The sequence below is a fragment of the Burkholderia sp. Bp9016 genome (assembly GCF_003857765.1).
Classification (GTDB): domain Bacteria; phylum Pseudomonadota; class Gammaproteobacteria; order Burkholderiales; family Burkholderiaceae; genus Burkholderia.
On sequence record NZ_QTPY01000029.1, the window covers coordinates 21,963 to 44,361 of the forward strand.

Genomic DNA, 22,399 nt, shown 5'->3' on the forward strand with positions numbered 1-22,399 from the left:
TTACTTCGGCAGTGCGCCCGTCACCGACTGAAGCAGCGTCGACACCGGTGCGAGCAGGTTGTTCGCCGAGCCGCCGCCCGAGTGCGACGCGCCCGACAGGCCCGGCACGGAGCCGAGCGCCGTGCCCAGCGTCGTGCCGACCGCATTGACGACCGCAGTCGTCGCATTGGTGCCCGTCGACAGCAGCGAGCCGGCGGTGCCCGACAACGTGCCGGCCGCCTGCCCGAGCGCCGCCGGGCCGTTCGCGAGCGCCCCCGTCACCGAGCCGAGCGCACCGGTCAGCGCGCCGGCCGGGTTGCCGCCGCCGGCACCCGACAGCGTACCGACGACCTGGCTCACGACGCCTTGCACCGGCGCGAGCGCGTTCGAGCCGCCGAGATTGCCAAAATTGCCGAGCGCGCCCGTCACCGAGCTGACCGCGTTGCTCAGCGCGCCGGCAGGATTGCCGCCGCCGAGCGTGCCGACGACCTGAGTCACGACGCCCTGCACCGGCGCGAGCGGGTTCGAGCCGCCGAGGCTGCCGAGCGCGCCCCGCACCGAGCCGAGCGCACCGGTGAGCACGCCCGCCGCGTTGCCGCTCGTCGGCAGCGCGTTCTGCAGGCCGCTGACGAGGTTCGTGATCGGCGTGATCGGGCTGCCGCTGCCGGCGCCTGCACCGGACAGCGTGCCGACGACCTGATTCACGACACCCTGTACCGGCGCGAGCGGGTCCGATCCGCCGAGGTTGCCGAGCGTGCCGGTCAGCGAGTTCACCGCGCCCGTTATCGCGCCTGCCGGGTTGTCGCTGCCCAGCGTTCCGGCGAGTTGCGTGACGGCGCCCTGCACCGGCGCGAGCGGGTTCGATGCGCCGCCGGCGTTGCCGAGCGTCCCTGCGATCGTATTGACCGCGTTGCCCAGCGTACCGGCCGGGTTGCCGCTGCCCAGCGTGCCCGTCACCTGGTCGACGACGCTCTGGAGCGGCGCAATCGGGGTCGCGCTGCCGGCAGCGCCCAACGCGCCGGTGACGGTGCCCAGGACGCCGGTCAGCGCATTTGCCGGACTGCTGCCGACGAGGTTGCCCAAGGCACCGGTCACCCCGCTTGCCGGGTTGCCGCCGCCGAGCGGGCCGGTTACCTGATTCACCACACCTTGAAGCGGCGCCAGCGGGTTCGCCGCGCCGCCGGCGTTACCCAGTGCGCCCGTTGCCGCGCCGAGTGCGTTGCTCAACGCGCCCGCCCCCGTATTCAGCGCGCCGCTCAGTGCGCCAGCCGGATTGCCTCCGCCGAGCGCGCCCGTCAGCGCACCCGCCGCACCCGACAGCGCGTGACCGGGATTGTCGAGCGACGTCGGGGCCGAGCCCGATGCGCCCGTCACCACCGCAACCGAACCGAGCGGCGACGTGGCCGTCGCGACCAGCCCGACGGATACGTTGCTCGCCGGCGGATTGACGATCGCTTGCGGGATCGGCAGCGCACCGAGCGACTCGGCCATGGCAGCCCCCGAAGCGAGTCCCCCGAACGCCGTCGCGACCGACAACGCCATCCCCGTCAATTTGAGTTTTTGCCGCATCGTTACCCCGTCTCGGTTGACACTACGTTGATCAAGCATGGGGACCGATTGCACGAAGCATGCCACCGCGACGAAGCGGATTCGTTCGTTGGCTCATTGCAAGCCAATCACGTTTTTTTCAGGAATTTCCGGGTAAAAGGCGCGCCGAATCGCCTTAATCGTCCGACGAAAAAGGCGTGCGGAACGCCGATGTAACGTAACGTTGGCGAGGCTGCGGTAACGTGTTCCGGTACATGCCGGCCTGCCCGGACGGACTTGCCGTTCCGCTTTTCATCGCAATGAAACTGCATTGATGAATCGCGATTTCCGAATTTTTCTATTTCGCGATTTCTTTCCGCCCGATTACGCAAATTGCTTGCGCTCGCGCGTCAATCCAGTCGCCGATCGCTCCGGCCGGCTCAACGAACAGCCGCGGCAGCCGCACGCGCGGCCGCCACGGTCCGGCACGCTCAGCCGAAGCGCGCGGGGCGATACGGATGCGGATCGATGTAGGTCGGCGCGCCCGTCATCATTTCCGCGAGCAACCGTCCGGTTGCGGGGCCGAGCGTGAGCCCGTGATGACAATGGCCGAATGCGAACCACAGATGACGATGGCGCGGCGCAGGCCCGATAACCGGCCGCATGTCGGGCGTGCACGGCCGCATCCCGAGCCACGGCGCCGGGTCGAGACGCTCGCCGATGCCGAACGCGTTGCGCGCGAGCGGCTCCGCGCGCGCAAGCTGCACGCCGGTCGGCGGCGCGCCGCGCAGCGCGATCTCGACGCCGGTCGTGAGCCGCAGGCGGCCGCCTTCCATCGGCGCGACGACGAAGCCCTCCTCGGTGTCGCACACCGGCACGTTCAGCGGCGTGCGGGTCGGCCGGTAGTGCATGTGATAGCCGCGCTTCGCGCGCAGCGGAATCCGGTAGCCGAGCGGCGCGAACACGTGATCGGACCACGGCCCGAGCGCCACCACGACCGACTTCGCCGAAACCGGACCGTGCCCGGTATCGACCTGCCAGCCGTCGCGCACTTGCGCAAGCGTCGTCGCGTCGCCGGACACGAACGTGCCGCCGTCGCGCTCGAACAGCCGCGCGTAGGCCTTCGTCAACCCGCCCGGGCTCGACACGGTCTTCGGATCCTGCCAGTGGAAGGCACCGCAGAAGGCATCGCCGATGCCGGGTTCGCGATCGCGCAGCGCACGCGCGTCGAGCACGCGCATGCGCAATCCGTGCGCGTCGGCCACGCGCTGCTGCGCGCGCGTTTCCGCGTCGAACAGCGCGGGCGAGCGGAATGCCTCGATCCACCCGCCGTCGTGCACGAGCGGCTGCGCGTCGGTGCGCGCGAGCAACGCGTCGTGCTCGACGACGCTCGCCGCCACCAGCGGCAGCATGTCGCGCGCGGCGGCCGCGAGCCGTTGCGGCGACGATTCGCGCCAGAAGCGCGCGAGCCAGCCCGCATAGGCGGGCAATGCTTTGTAGTCCCAATAGAGATCGACCGAGCGGTTGCGCGCGTAGCGCAGCAGCGTGCCGAGCCGGCGCGGGAACGCGTATGGCACGACCGACGAGCGCTCGATCAGCCCGGCATTGCCGTGGCTCGTTTCCTCGCCGGGCGCGCGCCGGTCGACGAGCGCGACACGCAGCCCGCGATCCTGCAGATGCAGCGCCGACGACACGCCGACGATGCCGGCCCCCAGAACGATGACGTCGAAATCCATGCTTTTTCCGTACTGCGTCGAGATTCGGTACGACGCGCACCGGCCCCGCGGCCAGCGCGCGGGGAGACTTACTTCGCGATGATGTCGCGCTTGAAGTACTTCTGCGACAGCGCGCCGAGCGTGCCGTCCTTCTTCAGCGCATCGAGCGCGCCGACGATCCTCGCCTGCAGCGCCTTGTCGCCCTTGCGCATCCCGAAGCCGGTGCCTTCGCCGAGCGTCGCGGGATCCTTCAGCGGATCGCCGACGATCTGGTAATCGCGCCCCGCCGGCTTGTCGAGGAAACCGTCCTGCGCGGTCTGCGCTTCCTGCACGGCCGCGTCGAGACGGCCGGCGACGAGATCCGCGTAGATCTGGTCCTGATCCTGGTACGACACGACGGCGACGCCCGCGTTGGCCCAGTGCGCCTTCAGGAAATCCTCCTGCGACGACCCCTGCAGCACGCCGACGTGCTTGCCGCGCAGGCTCGCCGCATCCGGGCGCAGCGGCGAGCCGCGGCGCGCGACCATCACGATCGGCACCACGTAGATCGCCGGCGTGAAGTCGATGCTCTGCTTGCGCTTCGCGGTGATGTTCATCGCCGAATTGATCGCGTCGAACTTGCGCGCCTGCAACGCCGGGATCAGCCCGTCGAACGCGTTCTCGACCCATACGCACTTCATGTTCAGCTTCGCGCACACCGCGTTGCCGATGTCGACGTCGAAACCCTGCAACTGGCCGGCCGGCGTCTTGCTCTCGAACGGCGGGTAGGCGGCTTCGATCCCGAAGCGCAGCGTGGTCTGTTCCGCGTGGGCCGTGACGGCCGCGCACGCAAGCGCCGCGACGGCGCAAAGGGAAAGCTTCCAGTTCATGGCGGAGGTCCTTCGGTTCTGGATTGAGGCGGTGAAGACCGGTCGCATGACGCCGTGCGGCGGCACGCCGGTCTGCACGCGAAATATAGACTCTTAGTCTACTATAGACTATAGGGGATACGATAATCCCGGTCAGGATGCCGCCTGCATAAATTCCGCGGATTGCGCAGAATGACGTTGATTTATCGGGGTTTTTCCAATATCCACGGGCACCATCCCGTCCCGAAAAGAAAATTTCACCAGACTTCTTTTGTCTATATTAGACTTTTAGTCCATTACGAACACCGCCGGACGCCGTCTTTCGAGACTGTGTCGTCCAGCTCCCGACCGGAGAAGTCCCATGACGCAACCCGCCCCGACCCTGCCGCTGACCGTCGACGAAGCCGCGGTGCGCGCAGCGCTGCCGTCGCTCGACGTGCTCGGCACGCTGCGCCGCATGTTCGCGTCGCTCGCGTCGGCCCGCGCGGTGCAGCCGCCGCAAACCCTCGCGCTGTTCCCGGAACAGGCCGGCGACTTCATCACGTACCTCGGCGCGCTCGCCGACGAACAGGTGTTCGGCGCGAAGCTGTCGCCCTACATCGTGACCGGCGGCAAGCCCGCCGGAAGACCGATCGTCACCGCGTGGACCGCGCTGATGTCGATGCGCACCGGCCAGCCGCTGATGTGGTGCGACGCCGGGCTGCTGACGGTCGAGCGCACGGCCGGCACGACCGCGCTCGCGGTCGACTGCCTCGCGCCGCGCGATGCGCGCCGGCTCGCCGTGATCGGCACGGGCGCGGTCGGCCTCGCACATCTGCGCCACACCGCGGGATTGCGCGACTGGACTTCGATCAGCGTCCATTCTCCGGCGCTCGCCGACGACGCCGCGCTGCAGGCGACGCTCGCGCAGATCGATCCGCGCTCGCGACCGGCCGCGAGCGTCGAAGCGTGCGTGCGCGACGCGGATGTCGTCATGCTCTGCACGTCGTCGGGCACGCCGGTGCTCGCCGACGGCATGCTCACGCGCCCGGCGCTCGTCACGTCGATCAGCACGAACGTCGCGCGCGCACACGAAATCCCGCCCGCATGGCTGCCCGACATGGACGTGTACTGCGACTACCGGCACACCACGCCCGCGAGCGCGGGCGAGATGCAGATCGCGGCGGCCGAACACGGCTGGTCGCCCGAGCGGATCGTCGGCGACCTGCCCGCGCTCGTCGCCGGCAGTTGCGGGGCGCCGTCGCGCACGCGTCACGCGTTCTTCCGCTCGATCGGCCTCGGACTCGAGGACATCGCGATCGCACACGCGCTGTACACGCAGCTGACGCGCGCATGAGCGTCACGCGCACGCGGGGCCGATACAATGGCGCAACCGCCGACGCACCGCCCGGCCCCCGCTCACCCGAGATGGCGATTCCGATGCGCAAGAAGCAATCCCCCGTCAAAGACCTGCTGCTCACCCGCTACGCACCGATCGCCGACGGCATCGCGGCGCTGTTCTTCCCGTACGCGGAAGTCGTGATCCACGACCTGCACGACCAGACCGTGCTGTATCTCGCGAACAACCTGTCCAAACGCGAGGTCGGCGACGACTCGGCGCTCGAGGAAATCGATCATTCGGCACGCGAACGCGTGATCGGCCCATACGAGAAGCTGAACTGGGACGGACGGCGCATGCGCTGTGTCAGCAACGTGCTGTTCGACGACGAAGGCCACCCGGCCGGGATGATGTGCATCAACTTCAACATCGCGGTGTTCGACGACGTCCGCGCGACGCTCGACGTGTTCATCAAGGGCGCGGGCGTCGTCGCGCAGCCCGACGAGCTGTTCCGCGACGACTGGCAGGAGCGCATCAACACGTTCCTGCACGGCTGGCTGCGCGAGCGTCAGGTCGGCCTGAACGGGCTCACGCGCGAGCACCGGCGCGAGCTCGTCGAGGCGCTGCATGCGGAAGGCGCGTTCCGCGGCAAGAGCGCCGCGAACTATGTCGCGAACGTGCTCGGGATGGGCCGCGCGACCGTCTACAAGCACCTGAAGCATCTGAAGGAAACGCAGGACGACGCGTAAACCGGCAAGCCGCGCGTCGCATCGGCGCGCGCCGGATACCGCTTGCTCGCACGGCTGCACGGCCAGTGTCGGGCAACGCGGCCGCGCCGCCCCCGGCATCGAAACCGGAAAATGATATAGTCTCGGTTACATTTTTTGCTGCCCGGAGTCCCGATGCCGATCACCGCTGCCCCGACCGACCGCCCGACCCTGACCGTCGAAATCTGGTCCGACCTGATCTGCCCGTGGTGCTGGATCGGCAAGCGCCGCTTCGACGAGGCGCTCGCCGCGTTCGCGCACGCCGAGCACGTCGAGGTCGTGCTGCGCGCGTACCGGCTGATGCCGGGCCATCCGGTCGAGCCGGTCGAGGCGATGCTAGCGGGCAAGTACCGGATGTCGTCCGCGCAGGTCGACCAGATGCTGCGCCAGGTGACCGACGCGGCCGCGAGCGTCGGGCTGAACTACGACCTGCCCGGCACGCTCGCCGGCGACACGCTCGACGCTCACCGGCTCGTGAAGCTCGCGGAAACGACGGGCCGCGCGCACGCGCTGACCGAGCGGCTGTACCGCGCGTATTTCTGCGAACACGGCTCGCTGTTCGATCACGCGGCACTGCTCGATTTCGCGGTCGAAGCGGGGCTGGAGCGCTCGGCAGCCGAAGCCGTGCTGCGCGGCGACGCATACCGCGACGAAGTCGAGGCCGACATCGCTCTCGCTGGGCAGATCGGCGGACGCGGCGTGCCGCTGTTCGTGTTCGGCGGCCGCTACGCGGTGTCGGGCGCGCAACCGGCTGACGTGTTCGCGCAGGCGCTCGACCAGGCGTGGCGCGACGGCGGCATCGTCGAGCTGACCGGCGACGCCGCCGCTGCCTGCGGCCCGGACGGCTGCGAACTGCCGCCGCGCGAATAACACCCGGCGCCCGGCGCGCCACGCCGTCGTGCGAAGCGCGCCCGTCACGACGCGCCGCTGCTGCCACAAACCGGCAGGAACCGCGCGAATGACGTCTACAACGCAGCCTTTCAAATACCTATCGAAAAGAAGGCTGCAAGCCCATGACCCACGGGTTTCACGGCGAGAAACGCTGGTACGCGCTGATCGTCCTCTGCCTCGGCGTGCTGATGATCGTGCTCGACAGCACGATCGTGAACGTTGCGCTGCCGTCGATCAGCACCGATCTCCATTTCACCGAGACGGCGCTCGTGTGGGTCGTCAACCCATACCTGCTGACGTTCGGCGGCTGCCTGCTGCTCGGCGGCCGGCTCGGCGACCTGTACGGCCAGCGGCGCATGTTCCTCGCAGGCCTGGTCGTGTTCACGCTCGCGTCGCTCGCATGCGGCCTCGCGCAGTCGCAGACGATGCTGATCGCCGCGCGCGCGGTGCAGGGCTTCGGCGGCGCGATCGTGTCGGCCGTGTCGCTGTCGCTGTCGCTGTCGCTGTCGCTGTCGCTGATCATGAATCTGTTCAGCGAGCCTGGCGAACGGGCGCGCGCGATGGGCGTCTACGGCTTCGTGTGCGCGGGCGGCGGCAGCATCGGCGTGCTGCTCGGCCTCGCGCTGCGCATCCGTCGCCAGGATGCGGTCCCCGGCGTCGGCCCCGCGATGCACTGACGGCCGGCCGGGGCACGCACCGCCACGCCCCGGCCTCTCCCGCTTTTCCGGGCGGGCCTGCCCCGCCGCCCGCCAGCCCGCCAGCCGCACGCGCGTCGCCCTTCCGGCACGACACACGTTCAAACGACCGTTTCACGCACGACGAACCGCACGCCCGGAGGGCTTCTCCGGCCGATTTTTAACGTAGTCGTACACCGAAGCGCCACTTTTGCGACAATGGCAGACTTTGACGCCGCGCCGCAGCCAAGCTGCCGCCGCCACGCGCCGCCGCCGAACGCCGCATAACCGCCTGCCTCCGATGTCGCTTCCCCATATCGATCTGCTGTACTCCCTGTCCGGCCTGTTCGTCGGCATTCTCGTCGGCCTGACGGGCGTCGGCGGCGGTTCGCTGATGACGCCGATCCTCGTGCTGCTGTTCGGCGTCCATCCCGCGACGGCAGTCGGCACCGACCTGCTGTACGCGGCCGCGACCAAGGCCACCGGCACGCTCGTCCACGGGCTGAAGGGGTCGATCGACTGGCGCATCACCGGCCGGCTCGCAGCGGGCAGCGTCCCGGCCTCGGCCGTCACGCTGTGGGCGATGCATGCGCACGGGATGAATTCGCCGGGCACCGCGCGGGTGATCCAGCTGGTGCTCGGCGTCGCGCTGCTGCTCACGTCGCTCGCGCTGATCTTCCGGCCGCAGCTCACCGCCCTCGCCGCGCGCAATCCGCTCGCACCCAGCCCCGCGCGCACGCTATGGTCGACCGTGCTGACCGGCGTCGTGCTCGGCGTGCTCGTGTCGATGACCTCGGTCGGCGCCGGCGCGATCGGCGTCACCGTGCTGCTGCTGCTGTACCCGACGCTCGCGACCACCCGCATCGTCGGGTCCGACATCGCGCACGCGGTGCCGCTCACGCTCGTCGCGGGCATGGGCCACTGGCTGCTCGGTTCGGTCGACTGGTCGATGCTGCTGTCGCTGCTGCTCGGCTCGCTGCCCGGCATCGTGCTCGGCAGCCTGCTGTCGGCGCGCGCGCCGGAGCGCCTGCTGCGCAACCTGCTCGCCGCGACGCTCGTCGCGGTCGGCGTGCGGCTCGTGCTCGCGTAAGCAGCCTCTGCCCTGACGAAACACGCCACCTCGGTGCGTGCGCCTGTCATCGTCTCCTTGACGGATTTCCAGCCGGGTCTCACGGCATACCGGTCAGCGTACGTGCAACTGGCAGATCCTTCGCCAGGATGCTCAGCATGGTGGCGGCCTCTGCTTTCGACACCGGCGGAAATGGCGAAACGTACGACGTGCCGTTGCGTCGCTCGTGCGCCTTCGTGATGAAGGCGAACTCCGGAGCACTCACGCCCAATGAGGCAGATACACGCTGGATGGCCAGGTTACGGCCTGCATCCTTGGTTCGCACCTCGTAGAACTCCAGGACGGCCTGTACCACCTGGAAGTAGCCTTCGCAGGCCAAGGTAAATACTTGCAAATGCCGGGCAGGATCCAGCTCGTCGGCAGTGGCCTTGTAATCGTCGGCATTGCGCAGGAAACCCGCAATTGCCCCGGGCGTCGGCGCAACGGCATCAAAGGCTTTCGTCTTGATGAGGTTTTCGTATTCAGTTGGGCGGCTGCATCACAGAATCCTCAACGTGGGGCCTTGGGCGATCTGCGCCATGACAGGGTCGGTGTCTACCAACACGGTCCATTCGGCAGGCTCGTACAACGAGAAGTTGATGGGACGCAGCAGATTCTGCTCGGCGCGTGCATGGCTTCGGATAGCTCGAGGAGTTGGATGTCACCGATGACGATCAGATCGATGTCGCTGCGGGCGCTATCGGTGCCCTTGGCCACCGACCCAAACACGAAGGCCGTGGAAATATGCGAGGCGAAAGGCAACAAAGCTTCCCTCAAAGGCTCCGCCACGGCAAACGTCTTCCGTGCGATCTCCACCAATTCCGCATAGAGGATGAATTCCGTATTCGCGCGGACGCTCCGTTGTCGACCTCGTCGGGCATCCTCCTTGAGTACGCCGGCTTCGATCAGCCGGTCCACCTGCTTCTGAGCGCTTCCACGCTCACTGTTTGCCAAATGCAGCAATTCCTGCAGCGTAAAACTGCGATCGGGTTGCAATAGCGCAGCACCCAGGACGCGTTGCATGCCCGGCGTGAAGAGAAAGTCGGCAAGGCCCACGAAAATCCTCAAACCAGGGATGATCGTCCTCGTTATGAGGATATTCAGGCAAATCCTCAATAGAGGGCTTTCCATCCTTCTTTTGGGAATTACAAGATGCCGTCACTGGTGACTTCCAGGGCGATGCACGCCTGCAAGGACGAGACGATGCCCCGGGAGTCCTCGACTCACGGGGCATCTTGAGGAACGGCGGAGGTCCGTTAACACACGCGATACGAAGCGCAGGAACGCATGAGCGGGTCAGTTTTTTTCCCGCAGCGGCGGACGCGCGCCATCCGCCATGCTTACCGCCCCTGCTGCTCCAGTTGCTGCTGCTTGAGCTGCTGCGTGCGCGCCTGCAGCTTCAGCACGCGTTGCAGCGCGGACCGGTTCGCGAGGATGCCGTCGTAGAAGCTGCCGAGGTCGCCCTTCAGCGCGGTGCGCGACGCGTCGTTCAGATAGATCATGTGACCCGACGGGTAGTTCTTGATCGTCAGGTTCTGCGCCTTGAGCGTCGGATCGAGCGGCATCTGCGCGAGCGTCAGCTCGGTCTGGTGGAACGGCGTGACCGCATCGAAGTAGCCGTTCGCCGACAGCACCTTCAGATCCGGGTTCACGCTCATCGTCGCCGCCAGGTCGCCGGCCGTGTAGAGCGTATTGCCGCCGCCCTTGTTCGCGCCGGTCGGGTCGGTGTGGCTGAAGTCCCAGTTGTTGAAGACCTGGTCGTTCAGGTCCACGAACGACGACGTCGACGTGTACTTGAGGTCGGTGTTGATGTAGCTGTTCCACAGCACCGTGTACGCGCCGCCGACGTTCGTGATCGACGGATCGTTGCTGCCCGAGTTCGGCAGGATGTACGGTGCGATGCCCTTGCCCGTGTAGTTCGCGCGACCGTCGTACTGGCCGATCTGCGTGCCCGGCACGAGCGTCAGGAAGAACGTGTACGGCGGGTTGTCGTCCGACGACGGCACGTTGCCGAGCGCGGCCGGGTTGCCGAAGGTCTGGATCAGCGACGTCGGATCCGTGCCGATGTACGAGCCCATCTGCTGCGCGGTCTGCAGGTTCAGGTTCAACCGCACGTTCACGAAGCCGCCGTCCTGCGGGTTCGGCTTCTGCGCGAGCGGCGCGAGCGTGTTGTCCGCGTAGTTGCGGGCCTGCACCATGTACGCGTCGAGATCGGTCGGCGTCGGGTTGAGCGTCGTCTTTTTCCAGTAGAACGCATCGGCCGCGAGCGTCGGGAACGTGCCCGGCGCGGACAGCGCATTCGCATAGTCGAGGATCGACGACTGCAGCGTGATCCCGTTCAGGTCGATGCCGTCCTCGTGCAGCACCCACGACACGACCGCGCTGCGCGCCGTGCCGTACGACTCGCCGTACAGGAACTTCGGCGAATTCCAGCGCGAGTACTTGGTCAGGTAGCGCTGGATGAAGCGGTCGATCGAGCGCGCGTCCTGGTCGGTGCCCCAGAAGTCCTTGTTTTTCGCCGGGGCGATGGCCGCCGAATAGCCGGTGCCGACCGGGTTGATGAACACGAGGTCGGTGCGGTCGAGCAGGCTGTCCGGGTTGTCGAGCAGCTTGTACGGGGCCGGCGGCGTGAAGTTCGGGAACGACGACTGCAGGCGCTTCGGCCCGAACGAGCCGAGCAGCAGGTAGACCGACGACGAGCCGGGGCCGCCGTTGTAGAAGAACGTGACCGGGCGCGGCTTCGACGGATCCGGGTTGTCCTGCGTGTACGCGACGTAGAACATCTTCGCGTTCGGCGCCGACGTGGTCGGGTCGATGGTGGTCAGGTGGCCGGTGGTGGCCGTGTACTTGATGGTCTTGCCGCCGATCGTGACCTGGCGGTGCACGACTGCTGCGCCTTCGGTCGAGTCCGTGACCGCGTCGTCGGGCCCGGTGCCGTACACGTCGTTATCGACGTACGGCTGGTCGGCCGCAGCCGCCGTTGTGTCGGCGCTGGCCGACGTGCTGCCGTTCGACGTCGTCGCGGCCGCCGCGGAAGTCGCGGCGGACGGCCCTGATCCGTCGTCGCCGCCGCACCCCGTGACGAGCAGCGCCGCCGCCGCGGCTGCGGCGAGCGGCACGCTCAGTGTCGTTCCAAATAGCGCGAAACCGTCTTTCAAGGACTTCAGTGTCGTCATTATTGCCTCTCGAACAGAACGATAAATACCGCCGCTCGCAAAGGATCATTTGCGCCGGCGCTCCGCACCGGAATGCATTCGTTATGCGACGCATTCCGAGTTTTTTACCGGGTCAGCGAATACCGACCGGCATGATTTACCCCACCCATATTTCGTGATTGCACAATGGAATCAATTCCATTGCGAACGACAATTCAATAATCCGCAGCAATGCAGATTCAGGCGACCATCCATGCTCGTCATCAACCAAAAAGCAAAAGGCTCCCCCGCAAAGCCCACCGGACAAGGCGGCCTCGCTTCGAACAGACGAACGATCCCCGCCGACGAGAGGCCGGCCAAGCGCAAAACGGCGGCCAGTCGCTGCTCGAATCGACTTAATGAAATCGAAAGGATCGGTTAATTATGCGGAAAGAATTATTGTCTCTCGGTAATTTATTAAATTAATTGAAAATATCGGCGCATATTAGATTCCGGGTTTTCCGCCGTAAAGTAATAATTTGTTACAGAGCAGGTCATTCGGATAAAAGACCGTACGGAACCGATTCCGGGCGCTGAAAAGAAAAAAGCCGGACGACTTGTCCGGCTTCGGGCGTACGGCGCGCCGGGCGCCGTCAGAGCGGCACGTCGATCGTGCCGGCGCCGGCGGTAATCGCGTTCGCGCCGGGCGACGACGAGATCGGCGGCAGGTTAGTGCTCGTCAGCGCGGGCGCGGCGCCCGGCGTGCCGCCGCGCGGCACCGTGCGGATCACCTGCGACGGCGGCAGCGGCGCGCCATTCTTCAGGTGCCGCCACATCAGGTTCAGCGCCTGCAGGTTGTAGTAGTGAACCGGCACGAAGCGCGTGTCGAAGCCCGCCACCGGCAGGAACGCGTCGAAGTGCTGGCCGTTCGTCACCTCGTAGAACACGAGCTGGCTGCGGCCGCCTTCGCTGATGCCGTTTTGCGCGACGTATGCGCGCGACGCATGGTTTACCGGCACGAGCGCGTCGCTGCGGCCCTGCACGATGATCGCCGGCTTGCCCTGCAGGTTCGCGTTCACGCGCACCGCGTCGACGTTCGCCGGCATGTCGAGCATCCCGCTGGTCCACAGCTGGCGCAGACACAGCGCGCCCGCGAAGCTGGCATCGGGCGTCGCGAGCCGGTGGTCGATACCCGCGCCGGTGTTGAACACGAGATCGATGCCGGCCGTCGGCGGCACGCCGTTGCCGAGGCCGAACACGGCCGGCATCGGCGACGCCGCGGGCGGCGCGACCGTGCCTGTCGCCGCGCTGGTGGTGGCGAAGCTGAAGTTGCACAGGTTGTCGGTCGCGCGCGAGCGCGTGTACGCGTTCGCATAGGTGACCGCGATCGCCGGAATCGCCTGCGAATCCCACATCGGCGCGTGCAGCAGGTCGGAATCGGCGAGATAGCCGGCCGCGTGCAGTTGCGCGAGCGCGTCGGCGGCCTGGCTCGGCGTATCGGCGCCCGACACGAGTCCCGCCGCGGCGAGCGTCGCGCAGCGCTGCGTGCGGATCGACTGCGTGGTGGCGAGCGGCAGCGCGCTCAGGTACGGCTCGCCGGCGAGCGACGCCGACGCGGCCGCGCACGGCTGCAGCAGGTTCGCGAGCGTCGCGTAGTCGGCCAGCGGCCGGCCGAACGACGGCACCGGCTGGCCGCCCTCGCGCACGACCGCGTTCGCCGCCATCCGCACGTTGATCTGCGGCTCGCCGACCACGACCGCCGTAATCCAGCGGCGCGTGTCCTGCTCGGCCGCCGCGAGCGCGGCGCCACCGCCGTTGCTGACGGATGCGGCGATCGTCGTGATGTCGCCCGGGTGGTAGCGCACGCCGCGATGCGAGCCGTCGAGCAGCGGCCCGAACCGCTCGTTTAGCGCCCAGTAAGCGAATTCGACCGACTGCAGCGTCGCGTGGCCCCAGTCCTGCTCGGGATTTTGCTGCGAATGCGCGTGCTTGAACGCGTAGCGGTTCGGGAAGCGGCTGTTGTACGTGGCGAGATCGCCGCTCGTCACGTTGGCGGTGAAGAGGCTGGCGCTGCCGGCCAACACCGCGTTGGCGAGCGTGCCGTCGATCAGCGTGATCGTGTCGGTGCCGAGCTCGTGCGCGCCGTTGCCGCCGCCCTTGTCGTTGTACGCCACGGCACAGCCGCGCTTGAGCCCCCATTCGCCGGCCGCCGAAATCGCGCCGTACACGCCGCGCGAGCCCGACGACGTCGCCGTGACGATGCACGGCTGTGCCGGATCGAAGCTCGCGGGCACCTGCACGAGCAGCGTCACGTTCTTGCGGCCGCTGCCGTCGTCGGAGTACGCGAGATACTCGGTGCCGGGGATCTTGCCTTCGCCGAGCGTGTCGTTGCCGTCGAGGTCGACGTTCGGCCCCCAGAAGCGGCCGTAGCCACCGTTGGCGCTCATGTCGACGAGCGCGCGGTAGTTCGACCAGATCGCGACCCGGCGCAGCTCGGCGCTCGTCGGCCGCGACAGATTCGCGAATGCCGGTGCGGTGGCGGCGGCGAGGCCCGTCTTGCCGAGGCCGGCCGTCAGCAGGTCGTCGCTCGTGCCGTCATAGGCGGTCGTGCGCACGCTGCCGGACACGAAGCCGGGCAGCCGGTTGCGTTCGCCCGAATCGTCGCCGTTGCAGGCGCCGAGCATCGTAGCCGCGGCCAGCGCCGCGCCGAGAAGAATCCGACTGCCCCACCCGTGCGTCGTCATTGCCGCCCTCTCGATCTCGTCATGGGTCCGCCGCCACGTCGTGCGCGGCTAGCGGCCTTTGAAGCGCAAACGGGCCCCGGCATGCCGGGGCCCGCCTGAATGCGGGCGCGGACGGCGCTGGCGCGCCGCCGCCCGGCGTCATTGCTGCTGGACCGTCAGCTTGTTCGTGACCGACGTCACGCCCTTCACGCCCTTGGCCGCGGCTTCCGCCTTGTCGATCTGTGCCTGCTCGGGCACCGTGCCCTCCAGCGTGATCGCCCCGCCCTTCGAACGTACGACGAGGTTCGACACGTTCACGCCGCCATCCTTCGTAATCGCCTTGCGCACCGCGTAGCCCAGCTTGCGGTTCGCCTTCTTCGCGGTCTTGGCTGCCGCCTTCGGCGAGCTCGTCGCCGCGGCCGGCGCTTCGGTGGCCGCCGCATCGCTCGACTGCGCGTATACGCTGCCCGTCAAACAGGCCGCCACGGCCGCAACACCCAACGCTCTCAACACAATCGACTTCATGCTATCTCCTTGTGACTCCGGAACGGCCGTGCACAGTACGGCCGGAAACCCCCAAAGGCAGCCGGCCCGCGCGCAAACGGGCGGGACGGCCGATGATTTCCACGGCGATGCGAGAGAGGCGACACGGGCCGGCGACCGGCGCGCGCGAATGCGGGCCGGCCGGGCCGGACAGCCGCCGGCCGGACGCGCCCGGTCTCATTGCGTGCCGGGTCGCGCGCGAATCGGGCGCGGCTGCGTCGGACAATGTAATCCAGCGCCCGCCGAAGCGCAAAGCTTTTGAAGCGCGCCCGCCCGCCGACGTGGGCGCACAGCCGCGCCGCGCCGCCCGGCTCGCGCACGTGCGGCGAAACCGGGTACCATCGCCGCCAGAACGTGCACCGCGTGCATCGTCGATGACGGTCGTCATCGATGCGTCACACCCGTGTCATCCGCCGATTCCATGAAGCCTGCCCGCCCTCGCCCGCCACGCCGCATCCTCGCCCGCTTCGTCGCGGTGTCGTGGCGCGACCTCGCCCTGTCGATCGGCCCTACCGTGCTGCTCGCCGCAGCGGCCGTCTGGCTCGCGGTCAAGCTGATCCAGCCCGCGCCGCCGTCCACGCTCGTGATTTCGTCCGGGCCGCCCGGCAGCACATACTGGAACGCCGCGCAGAAATACAAGACGATCCTCGCGAAGAACGGCATCACGCTCGACGTCGAGGCGTCCGAAGGATCCGCGCAGAACCTCGCGCGCCTGTCGAACCCGAACGCGCCGGTCGACGTGGGCTTCGTGCAGAGCGGCATCGGCCCGAAGGAGCGCGACGAACACCTGGTGTCGCTCGGCAGCATCGGCTACGTGCCGCTCGCGATCATGTACCGCGGCCCGATCGTCGCGCGCCTGTCCGATTTCAAGGGCAAGCGGCTCGCGCTCGGCGCGGAAGGCAGCGGCGCGCGCGAGCTGAGCCTCGCGCTGCTGAAGATGAACGGCATCGTGCCGGGCGGCTCGACCGAGCTGCTGCCGACCGCCGGCGAAGACGCCGCGACCGAACTGCTCGACGGCAAGATCGACGCCGCGTTCCTGTCCGGCGACTCGACGCAGATCCCGGTGATGGCGAAGTTGTTCCGCGCGCCCGGCGTGCACGTGTACTCGTTCACGCAGGCCGAAGCGTACGCGCGGCGCTTCCCGTACCTGACCGCGATCACGCTGCCGATGGGCGTCTACGATCTCGGCCGCAACCTGCCGCCCGCCGACATCCATACGGTCGCACCGACGATCGAGCTGGTCGCGCGCGACACGCTGCATCCGGCGCTGTCAGACCTGCTGATCGAGGCCGCGCGCGAAGTCCACGGCCACGCGACGATCCTCCAGCACGCGGGCGAATTCCCGTCGCCGATCACGCGCGGCTTCCCGCTGTCGGACGATGCGGCGCGTTACTACAAGTCGGGCAAGACCTTCCTGTACCGGCGCCTGCCGTTCTGGGTCGCGAGTCTCGTCGACCGGCTGCTCGTCGTGGTGGTGCCGCTGATCGTCGTGCTGATTCCGGGGCTGCGGCTCGTGCCGTCGCTGTACGGCTGGCGCGTGCGCTCGCGCATCTACCGCTGGTACGGCGCGCTGATCGCGCTCGAGCGCAGCGCCCTCGGCGAGCATACGGCCGAGGAACGCGTCGCGCTGCTCGACGAGCTCGACGACATCGAGGAAGCCGTGAACCGGATGAAGATGCCGCTCGCGTATGCGGGACAGTTCTACGTGCTGCGCGAGCACATCGGCTTCGTGCGCGAGCGGCTCACCGCGCACGACCGCGACACGGCGGCAGGCACGCCCGGCGCCGACACCGGCGTCACGTCGCCGCCGGCCGGCGCGCCCCCTCGGGCGACTCCCGGTTCCGCATGAGCGGACGATCCGCGATCATTACCGCATCCGCGCGCCACCGCGTAACATGAGGGCCACCGCCAGGCGCGCACGCCCCACCTCTGGAGATCCGCCATGACAACCGGCCTCGACACTGCCCAGCCTGCCTGGTTCTTCGACTTCGTGTCGCCGTTCTCCTACCTGCTGCTCGAACAACACGACAAGTGGCCGGACGTGCCGTTCGAACCCGTCGCCGTGTCGCTGCCCGACCTGCAGCGTCACTGGGGGCAGCGCTCGAGCGCGGACGTCCCGGCCAAGCGCGTGTTCACGTACCGTCACGCGCTGTTTCGCGCCGAACAGCTCGGCATCCGCTTCAAGATGCCGCCCGCGCATCCGTTCGATTCCGACAAGGTGCTGCGCCTCGCGATCGCGCTGCGCGCCGACATCGCGACCGTGCTCGAAATGTTCCGCTTCATCTGGCGCGACGGCAACGATCCGTCGACACCGGACGGGTTCGCCGCGCTGTGCGAACGCGTCGGCGTCGGGCACGGCGACGAACTGATCGAATTCGAGGAAACGAATGCACAACTGCGCCGCAACACCGATGACGCGATCGCGCTCGGCGTGTTCGGCGTGCCGACTTTCTGGATGAACAAGCAACTGTTCTGGGGCGAGGACGCGCTGCCGATGGTGCTGTACTGCGCGCGCACGCCGAACTGGCTCGAGTCGCGCGAAGTCAGGCGGATCAGCACGCTGCCGAAGGGCCGCGCGTGATGGCCGGTATCACGCACGGCAACGCGCGGCTGCGGTAAGGTTACGCTTCCCCGAATCGACCCGCCCCGATGGAAGACGACGACCGTACCGCCTCGCTCGATATCTGGCTCGTGCGCGTATTGCGCACGCTGCTGCTCGAGCGCAGCGTCACGCAGGCCGCGCTACGGCTGAACCAGACCCAGCCCGCGATCAGCACCGCGCTGCGCAAGCTGCGCGAAACGCTGAACGACCCGATTCTCGTGCGCGGCAAATCCGGGATGGTGCCGACCGAATACGGCGCATCGCTGCTCGGCGCGGCGTCGCGCGCGCTGCGCGAAGTCGACTTCATCGCGACGCCGCACGGCGACTTCGATCCGTCGTCCGCGCGGCGCACGTTCCGCGTCGCCGCGCCCGACTACCTGAACGACTTCTTCATGCCGACGCTGATCGAGCGCTTTCGCGACGCGGCGCCGCATGCGCATCTGGAAATCGATTCACTGAATCCCGCGCTCGATCATGCGGGCGCGCTCGAATCGGGCGCGCTCGATCTCGTGATCGGCAACTGGCCGAAACCCGATCCGCGCTTCGCGCGCCAGGACCTGTTCTCCGACACGATCGTGTGCCTGATGCGCGACGCGCATCCGCTCGCGCACGCGCCGCTCACACGCGAGGCGTACGCGTCGGCCGCGCACGTCGCGCCGACGCCGTACACCGGCGACAAGCGCAACGCGATCGAAATCGGCCTCTCGCGCGCGCGCCTCACGCGGCGGATCGTGACGACGCTGCCGTACTTCGGGATCGTGCCGCAGGTGCTGCTGCAATCGGACCTGATCTTCACGACGACGCGCCGCTTCGCAACGCACTATGCGCAACTGCTGCCGCTCGTCGTCGTCACGCCGCCCGTGCCGTTTCCGCGCATCAAGAGTTACCTGCTCACGCATCCGCAGCCGGATCGCCCGACCGACATCGCGTGGCTGTGCGCGCTGATGCAGAGCGTGTCCGACGAACTGACGGCGCAACGCGGCCGCAAGCGCTGACGCGCAACCGCACGGGCCTTCGCCTTCAGTCCGCGCGGCTCGCTTGCGCCGCGCAGGTCGTTTCCTGCAGATGGGTCCAGCGCACGACGCCCGCCGCGTCGCGCTCGAACACGGCCGTCGCGCGACGCGCGGGCAGCTCGCCCGATGCCGCATGCTGCGCCTCGAAATAGGTAAGCACCGCATGCGACGCATCGGCCGCAAGCACGCGGATTTCCGACAACGCGATGCGCAGCCCGGGCTTCACGCCGCCGAGCGTCGCGAACAGCGCGCGCGTGCCGTCGCGATCGAGCGCGCGACCGTCGGTCATGATCATCGTGAAATCGTCGGAGAACAGCGCGATCAGCGCGTCGAGCGCGGCGGGTGAAGTGTCGACGCCGGATAGCCAGCGTTCGATGACGACGAGGCTCGTATCGAGCGCGTCGAGATAGGCCTGATGATCGGACATGGTGCCTGCGCGAAAAAAATGCGCGGCCCCATGCCGCGCATTCCGTGCAGTGTATGCAAAAACGCGCGCGTGCGCGTCGCGCATGCGGTTATCGCGCGCAGCTCACGTCGTCGCGCGTGCGACCCGCCGCGGCCGCCTTTGCATCGGCGACCGGCGTGCCCGAGCGCGCCTGCAGCAGTTCCGCACAGACGGCCACCGCGATCGCGCCCGGCGCCTTGTCGACGATGCCCGCAACCCCGATCGGGCACACCATCTCCGTGAGCCTGACCGGATCGACGCCGCGCGCCGCGAGCCGGCGTTCGAACTTCACGCGCTTGGTGCGCGAGCCGATCATCCCGAAGTACGCGAAGTCGCGCCGCCGCATGATCTGCGCGGCGAGCGAGAAGTCGAGCGCGTGGTTGTGCGTCATCACGAGGAAGTACGCGCCGGGCGGCGCCGCGTCGACGACGGCCTCCGGCGTGTCGGTTGGCTCCGGCTGCACGTTCGGCGGACATTCGTCCGGGAACAGCTCGTCGCGCGTGTCGACCCACTGCACGACGCACGGCAATGCGCCGAGCAGCGTGACGAGCGCGTGACCGACGTGCCCCGCGCCGAACAGCACGATGTGCATCGGCGGCCGCGCGGCGCTCGCACGGTTGCGCCGGCCGGTGCCTTGCGCGAACGCGTAGTCCGATGCGCCCGCGCACGCGCCGTCGCACCCGGCGACGGGCGCATGCGACGCGGCCCGCAGCGAGCGGGTGGGCCCGTTCATGTCAGCCTGCCCGCGCGGCGCTCGCCGCACGCACCGCACACACCGCGCGCAGGATCGACTCGCCAGTGGCCGGCGCGTCGAGCGGCGGATTCACCCGGTAGTCGCCGACCGCGGCCACGGCATCGCGCACCGCGAAGAACACCGAGAACGGCAGCAGCAGCGGCGGCTCGCCGACGGCCTTCGAACGGTGGATGCTGTCCTCGACGTTGCGGTTCTGGAACAACCGCACGTTGAACTCGGGCGGCGTGTCGTTGACGGTCGGGATCTTGTAGGTGGACGGCGCATGCGTCATCAGCTTGCCGCCCGCGTTCCACCACAGCTCCTCGGTCGTGAGCCAGCCCATCCCCTGGATGAACGCGCCTTCGACCTGGCCGATGTCGAGCGCCGGGTTCAGCGACGCGCCGACGTCGTGCAGCGCATCGACGCGCAGCGTGCGCATTTCGCCGGTCAGCGTGTCGATCACGACTTCCGACACGGCCGCGCCGTACGAGTAGTAGTAGAACGGCCGGCCCTGCAGCTTCGACTGATCCCAGTACAGCTTCGGCGTCGCGTAGAAACCGTCCGACCACAGCTGCACGCGCGCGAGATACGCCTTCGCGATCACTTCGCCGAACGGCACGCCCGTACCGCCGACCCACACGAAGTCGTTGCCGAACTTCACGTCGGCCGCCTCGACCTTGCCGTCGCCGAACTGCTTCGCCGCGAACGCCGCGAGCCGCTCGCGCAACTGGCGCGCCGCATCCTGCGCGGCCTTGCCGTTCAGGTCCGAGCCCGTCGACGCAGCGGTGGCGGACGTGTTCGCGACCTTGCTCGTGTCGGTCGCCGTCACGCGGATCCGGCCGAAGCGGATGCCGAGCTCGTGCGCGACGACCTGCGCGACCTTGGTGTTGAGCCCCTGCCCCATCTCCGTGCCGCCGTGGTTCACGAGCACCGAACCGTCGGTATAGATGTGCACCAGCGCGCCGGCCTGGTTGAAGTGCGTGACGTTGAACGCGATGCCGAACTTCACCGGCGTGAGCGCGATGCCCTTCTTCAGCACCGTGTTGCGCGCGTTGAATTCGCGCACGCCCGCGCGACGCGCACGGTAGTCGCTCGTCGTTTCGAGTTCGCCGAGCAGCTCCTGCAGCACGTTGTCCTCGACCGTCTGGCCGTAAGGCGTCACGTTGCGCTCCGTCTTGCCGTACAGGTTCGCGTAGCGCACGTCGAGCGGATCGCGGTCGAGCGAACGCGCGACGTCGTCGAGGATGTACTCGATCGCGAACGCGCCCTGCGGGCCGCCGAAGCCGCGGAACGCCGTGTTCGACTGCGTGTTGGTCTTGCCGCAGTAGCCGGCGATGTCGACGTCGCCGAGCCAGTACGCGTTGTCGAAGTGGCACACAGCGCGCGTCATCACCGGGCCCGACAGGTCGGCCGAGAAGCCGCAGCGCGACGTCATGTCGAGCGCGACGCCGTCGAGGCGGCCGTCGTCGTCGTAGCCGACGTCGAAGCGGTAATGGAAGTCGTGCCGCTTGCCGGTGATCATCATGTCGTCGTCGCGGTCCGGGCGCAGCTTCACCGGGCACAGCAGCTTCCACGCGGCGAGCGCCGCGCAGCAGGCGAACAGGCCCGACTGCGATTCCTTGCCGCCGAACCCGCCGCCCATCCGGCGGCATTCGACCAGCACGTTGTGGGACGCGACGCCGAGCACGTGCGCGACGAGGTGCTGCATTTCGCTCGGATGCTGCGTCGAGCAGTACACGTGCATGCCGTCGTCGTCCTTCGGCACCGCGTACGCGATCTGCCCTTCCAGGTAGAACTGCTCCTGGCCGCCGAGCAGCATCTCGCCCGACTCGCGATGCGGCGCGGCGGCAAGCCGCGCGGCCGCGTCGCCGCGCGCGAGCTTCAGCGGCGGAATCACGTAGGTTTCGGCCTTGCGCGCCTCTTGCGCGGTCAGGATCGCGGGCAGCTCTTCGTAGTCGACCTGCGCGCGGCGCGCGGCAAGCCGCGCAGTTTCATGCGACGTCGCGACGACGATGAACATCGGCTGGCCGACGAACTGCACGATGCCTTTGGCGAGCACCGGGTCGTCGTGGATGATCGGGCCGCAGTCGTTGACGCCAGGGATGTCGTCGGCCGTGAACACGGCGACCACGCCGGGCGTCGCGCGCACCGCGTCGAAGTTCATCGACACGATCCTCGCGTGCGGCTTCGCGGACAATCCGAGCGCCGCGTGCAGCGTGCCGGCGACGATCGGAATGTCGTCGGTGTAGGTCGCGCGTCCGCTCACGTGCAGATGGGCGGATTCGTGCGCGCGTGACACGTGCACCTGCGCGGCGTCTGCCTGCGGATCGAGGGTGCTCAGGAACGGTTCTGCTTGCTGGTTCATGTTCGGTGTTCTCC

19 protein-coding genes and 1 pseudogene are annotated in these 22,399 nt (G+C 68.1%); 9 read left to right on the forward strand and 11 right to left on the reverse strand.

The features are described 5' to 3' along the window. From DIE13_RS33040 to DIE13_RS27540, 3 genes are all read right to left on the reverse strand, one after another. Positions 1-1,548: a hypothetical protein gene (locus tag DIE13_RS33040; RefSeq protein WP_175787673.1), complete on the reverse strand. Its 1,548-nt coding sequence runs from the start codon at positions 1,546-1,548 to the stop codon at positions 1-3. A gap of 449 nt (positions 1,549-1,997) precedes the next feature. Beyond that, on the reverse strand, positions 1,998-3,242 hold the full coding sequence (locus DIE13_RS27535; RefSeq protein ID WP_124830222.1) for an FAD-binding oxidoreductase: 1,245 nt from the start codon (positions 3,240-3,242) through the stop codon (positions 1,998-2,000). A gap of 68 nt (positions 3,243-3,310) precedes the next feature. Next, complete coding sequence (locus DIE13_RS27540) at positions 3,311-4,090, reverse strand: ABC transporter substrate-binding protein (protein WP_124830223.1); 780 nt, start codon at positions 4,088-4,090, stop codon at positions 3,311-3,313. A gap of 340 nt (positions 4,091-4,430) precedes the next feature. Here DIE13_RS27540 and DIE13_RS27545 point away from each other — a divergent pair, with 340 nt between their 5' ends. The 5 genes and pseudogenes from DIE13_RS27545 (at position 4,431) to DIE13_RS27565 (ending at position 8,809) form a co-directional block, all read left to right on the forward strand. Next, entirely contained in the window at positions 4,431-5,405 is a 975-nt protein-coding gene (locus tag DIE13_RS27545) for an ornithine cyclodeaminase family protein (protein ID WP_124830224.1), read from the forward strand. Next, positions 5,402-6,136 carry a transcriptional regulator gene (locus tag DIE13_RS27550; protein WP_124830225.1) on the forward strand — a complete coding sequence of 245 codons (735 nt, stop codon included), beginning with the start codon at positions 5,402-5,404 and terminating at the stop codon, positions 6,134-6,136. The genes DIE13_RS27545 and DIE13_RS27550 overlap by 4 nt, the downstream gene beginning before the upstream one ends. Before the next feature lie 153 nt (positions 6,137-6,289). Beyond that, a complete protein-coding gene (locus DIE13_RS27555) occupies positions 6,290-7,024 on the forward strand; it encodes a DsbA family oxidoreductase (protein WP_124830226.1) in 735 nt (244 codons plus the stop codon). Between the two features lie 143 nt (positions 7,025-7,167). Further along, positions 7,168-7,662 (forward strand): annotated as a pseudogene (locus DIE13_RS27560) (MFS transporter); the annotation flags it as partial. 358 nt (positions 7,663-8,020) lie between these two features. After that, entirely contained in the window at positions 8,021-8,809 is a 789-nt protein-coding gene (locus tag DIE13_RS27565; protein ID WP_124830227.1) for a sulfite exporter TauE/SafE family protein, read from the forward strand. A gap of 79 nt (positions 8,810-8,888) precedes the next feature. On the opposite strand, the gene DIE13_RS27570 is transcribed toward DIE13_RS27565, so the two are convergent. The 3 genes from DIE13_RS27570 to DIE13_RS27580 all read right to left on the reverse strand — a co-directional run bounded on the left by DIE13_RS27570 (position 8,889) and on the right by DIE13_RS27580 (position 12,003). Next, positions 8,889-9,182 carry a hypothetical protein gene (locus DIE13_RS27570; protein WP_233409948.1) on the reverse strand — a complete coding sequence of 98 codons (294 nt, stop codon included), beginning with the start codon at positions 9,180-9,182 and terminating at the stop codon, positions 8,889-8,891. 200 nt (positions 9,183-9,382) lie between these two features. Then, the gene (locus DIE13_RS27575) at positions 9,383-9,883 is read right to left on the reverse strand and encodes a nucleotidyltransferase domain-containing protein (protein ID WP_234745026.1); all 501 of its coding nucleotides are present in this window, start codon (positions 9,881-9,883) and stop codon (positions 9,383-9,385) included. Between the two features lie 284 nt (positions 9,884-10,167). Continuing rightward, positions 10,168-12,003 carry a S10 family peptidase gene (locus tag DIE13_RS27580; RefSeq protein ID WP_124830229.1) on the reverse strand — a complete coding sequence of 612 codons (1,836 nt, stop codon included), beginning with the start codon at positions 12,001-12,003 and terminating at the stop codon, positions 10,168-10,170. A 232-nt stretch (positions 12,004-12,235) separates the two neighbouring features. On the opposite strand from DIE13_RS27580, the gene DIE13_RS33565 reads away from it, so the two are divergent. Next, positions 12,236-12,403: a hypothetical protein gene (locus DIE13_RS33565; protein ID WP_244107632.1), complete on the forward strand. Its 168-nt coding sequence runs from the start codon at positions 12,236-12,238 to the stop codon at positions 12,401-12,403. A 211-nt stretch (positions 12,404-12,614) separates the two neighbouring features. Here DIE13_RS33565 and DIE13_RS27590 read toward each other — a convergent pair whose 3' ends face one another. Both DIE13_RS27590 and DIE13_RS27595 read right to left on the reverse strand, forming a co-directional pair. Further along, positions 12,615-14,705 (reverse strand): D-(-)-3-hydroxybutyrate oligomer hydrolase, encoded by a 2,091-nt coding sequence (locus tag DIE13_RS27590; protein ID WP_124830230.1) that lies wholly within the window; start codon positions 14,703-14,705, stop codon positions 12,615-12,617. A gap of 138 nt (positions 14,706-14,843) precedes the next feature. Beyond that, a complete protein-coding gene (locus DIE13_RS27595) occupies positions 14,844-15,209 on the reverse strand; it encodes a BON domain-containing protein (protein ID WP_098549604.1) in 366 nt (121 codons plus the stop codon). Between the two features lie 439 nt (positions 15,210-15,648). Here DIE13_RS27595 and DIE13_RS27600 point away from each other — a divergent pair, with 439 nt between their 5' ends. The 3 genes from DIE13_RS27600 to DIE13_RS27610 all read left to right on the forward strand — a co-directional run bounded on the left by DIE13_RS27600 (position 15,649) and on the right by DIE13_RS27610 (position 18,824). Continuing rightward, positions 15,649-17,076, forward strand: coding sequence for a TAXI family TRAP transporter solute-binding subunit (locus DIE13_RS27600; protein WP_124830231.1), 1,428 nt, complete (start codon positions 15,649-15,651; stop codon positions 17,074-17,076). Positions 17,077-17,169: 93 nt separating this feature from the next. Further along, entirely contained in the window at positions 17,170-17,808 is a 639-nt protein-coding gene (locus DIE13_RS27605; protein ID WP_124830232.1) for a 2-hydroxychromene-2-carboxylate isomerase, read from the forward strand. A 68-nt stretch (positions 17,809-17,876) separates the two neighbouring features. Next, a complete protein-coding gene (locus DIE13_RS27610) occupies positions 17,877-18,824 on the forward strand; it encodes a LysR family transcriptional regulator (RefSeq protein WP_124830233.1) in 948 nt (315 codons plus the stop codon). Positions 18,825-18,849: 25 nt separating this feature from the next. Here DIE13_RS27610 and DIE13_RS27615 read toward each other — a convergent pair whose 3' ends face one another. The 3 genes from DIE13_RS27615 to xdhB all read right to left on the reverse strand — a co-directional run bounded on the left by DIE13_RS27615 (position 18,850) and on the right by xdhB (position 22,385). Beyond that, complete coding sequence (locus tag DIE13_RS27615; RefSeq protein WP_124830234.1) at positions 18,850-19,269, reverse strand: nuclear transport factor 2 family protein; 420 nt, start codon at positions 19,267-19,269, stop codon at positions 18,850-18,852. An 88-nt stretch (positions 19,270-19,357) separates the two neighbouring features. Next, positions 19,358-20,020 carry a xanthine dehydrogenase accessory protein XdhC gene (gene xdhC / locus DIE13_RS27620; protein ID WP_124830235.1) on the reverse strand — a complete coding sequence of 221 codons (663 nt, stop codon included), beginning with the start codon at positions 20,018-20,020 and terminating at the stop codon, positions 19,358-19,360. Between the two features lies 1 nt (position 20,021). Next, complete coding sequence (gene xdhB, locus DIE13_RS27625; protein WP_124830236.1) at positions 20,022-22,385, reverse strand: xanthine dehydrogenase molybdopterin binding subunit; 2,364 nt, start codon at positions 22,383-22,385, stop codon at positions 20,022-20,024. Between the last annotated feature and the right edge of the window lie 14 nt (positions 22,386-22,399).

Excerpts from the sequence above, each read along its gene's own strand:
- DIE13_RS33040 (WP_175787673.1), bottom strand. The coding sequence starts at position 1,548 with ATGCGGCAAAAACTCAAATTGACGGGGATGGCGTTGTCGGTCGCGACG.
- DIE13_RS27535 (WP_124830222.1), bottom strand. The coding sequence starts at position 3,242 with ATGGATTTCGACGTCATCGTTCTGGGGGCCGGCATCGTCGGCGTGTCG.
- DIE13_RS27540 (WP_124830223.1), bottom strand. The coding sequence starts at position 4,090 with ATGAACTGGAAGCTTTCCCTTTGCGCCGTCGCGGCGCTTGCGTGCGCG.
- DIE13_RS27545 (WP_124830224.1), top strand. The coding sequence starts at position 4,431 with ATGACGCAACCCGCCCCGACCCTGCCGCTGACCGTCGACGAAGCCGCG.
- DIE13_RS27550 (WP_124830225.1), top strand. The coding sequence starts at position 5,402 with ATGAGCGTCACGCGCACGCGGGGCCGATACAATGGCGCAACCGCCGAC.
- DIE13_RS27555 (WP_124830226.1), top strand. The coding sequence starts at position 6,290 with ATGCCGATCACCGCTGCCCCGACCGACCGCCCGACCCTGACCGTCGAA.
- DIE13_RS27565 (WP_124830227.1), top strand. The coding sequence starts at position 8,021 with ATGTCGCTTCCCCATATCGATCTGCTGTACTCCCTGTCCGGCCTGTTC.
- DIE13_RS27580 (WP_124830229.1), bottom strand. The coding sequence starts at position 12,003 with ATGACGACACTGAAGTCCTTGAAAGACGGTTTCGCGCTATTTGGAACG.
- DIE13_RS33565 (WP_244107632.1), top strand. The coding sequence starts at position 12,236 with ATGCTCGTCATCAACCAAAAAGCAAAAGGCTCCCCCGCAAAGCCCACC.
- DIE13_RS27590 (WP_124830230.1), bottom strand. The coding sequence starts at position 14,705 with ATGACGACGCACGGGTGGGGCAGTCGGATTCTTCTCGGCGCGGCGCTG.
- DIE13_RS27595 (WP_098549604.1), bottom strand. The coding sequence starts at position 15,209 with ATGAAGTCGATTGTGTTGAGAGCGTTGGGTGTTGCGGCCGTGGCGGCC.
- DIE13_RS27600 (WP_124830231.1), top strand. The coding sequence starts at position 15,649 with ATGAAGCCTGCCCGCCCTCGCCCGCCACGCCGCATCCTCGCCCGCTTC.
- DIE13_RS27605 (WP_124830232.1), top strand. The coding sequence starts at position 17,170 with ATGACAACCGGCCTCGACACTGCCCAGCCTGCCTGGTTCTTCGACTTC.
- DIE13_RS27610 (WP_124830233.1), top strand. The coding sequence starts at position 17,877 with ATGGAAGACGACGACCGTACCGCCTCGCTCGATATCTGGCTCGTGCGC.
- DIE13_RS27615 (WP_124830234.1), bottom strand. The coding sequence starts at position 19,269 with ATGTCCGATCATCAGGCCTATCTCGACGCGCTCGATACGAGCCTCGTC.
- xdhC (WP_124830235.1), bottom strand. The coding sequence starts at position 20,020 with ATGAACGGGCCCACCCGCTCGCTGCGGGCCGCGTCGCATGCGCCCGTC.
- xdhB (WP_124830236.1), bottom strand. The coding sequence starts at position 22,385 with ATGAACCAGCAAGCAGAACCGTTCCTGAGCACCCTCGATCCGCAGGCA.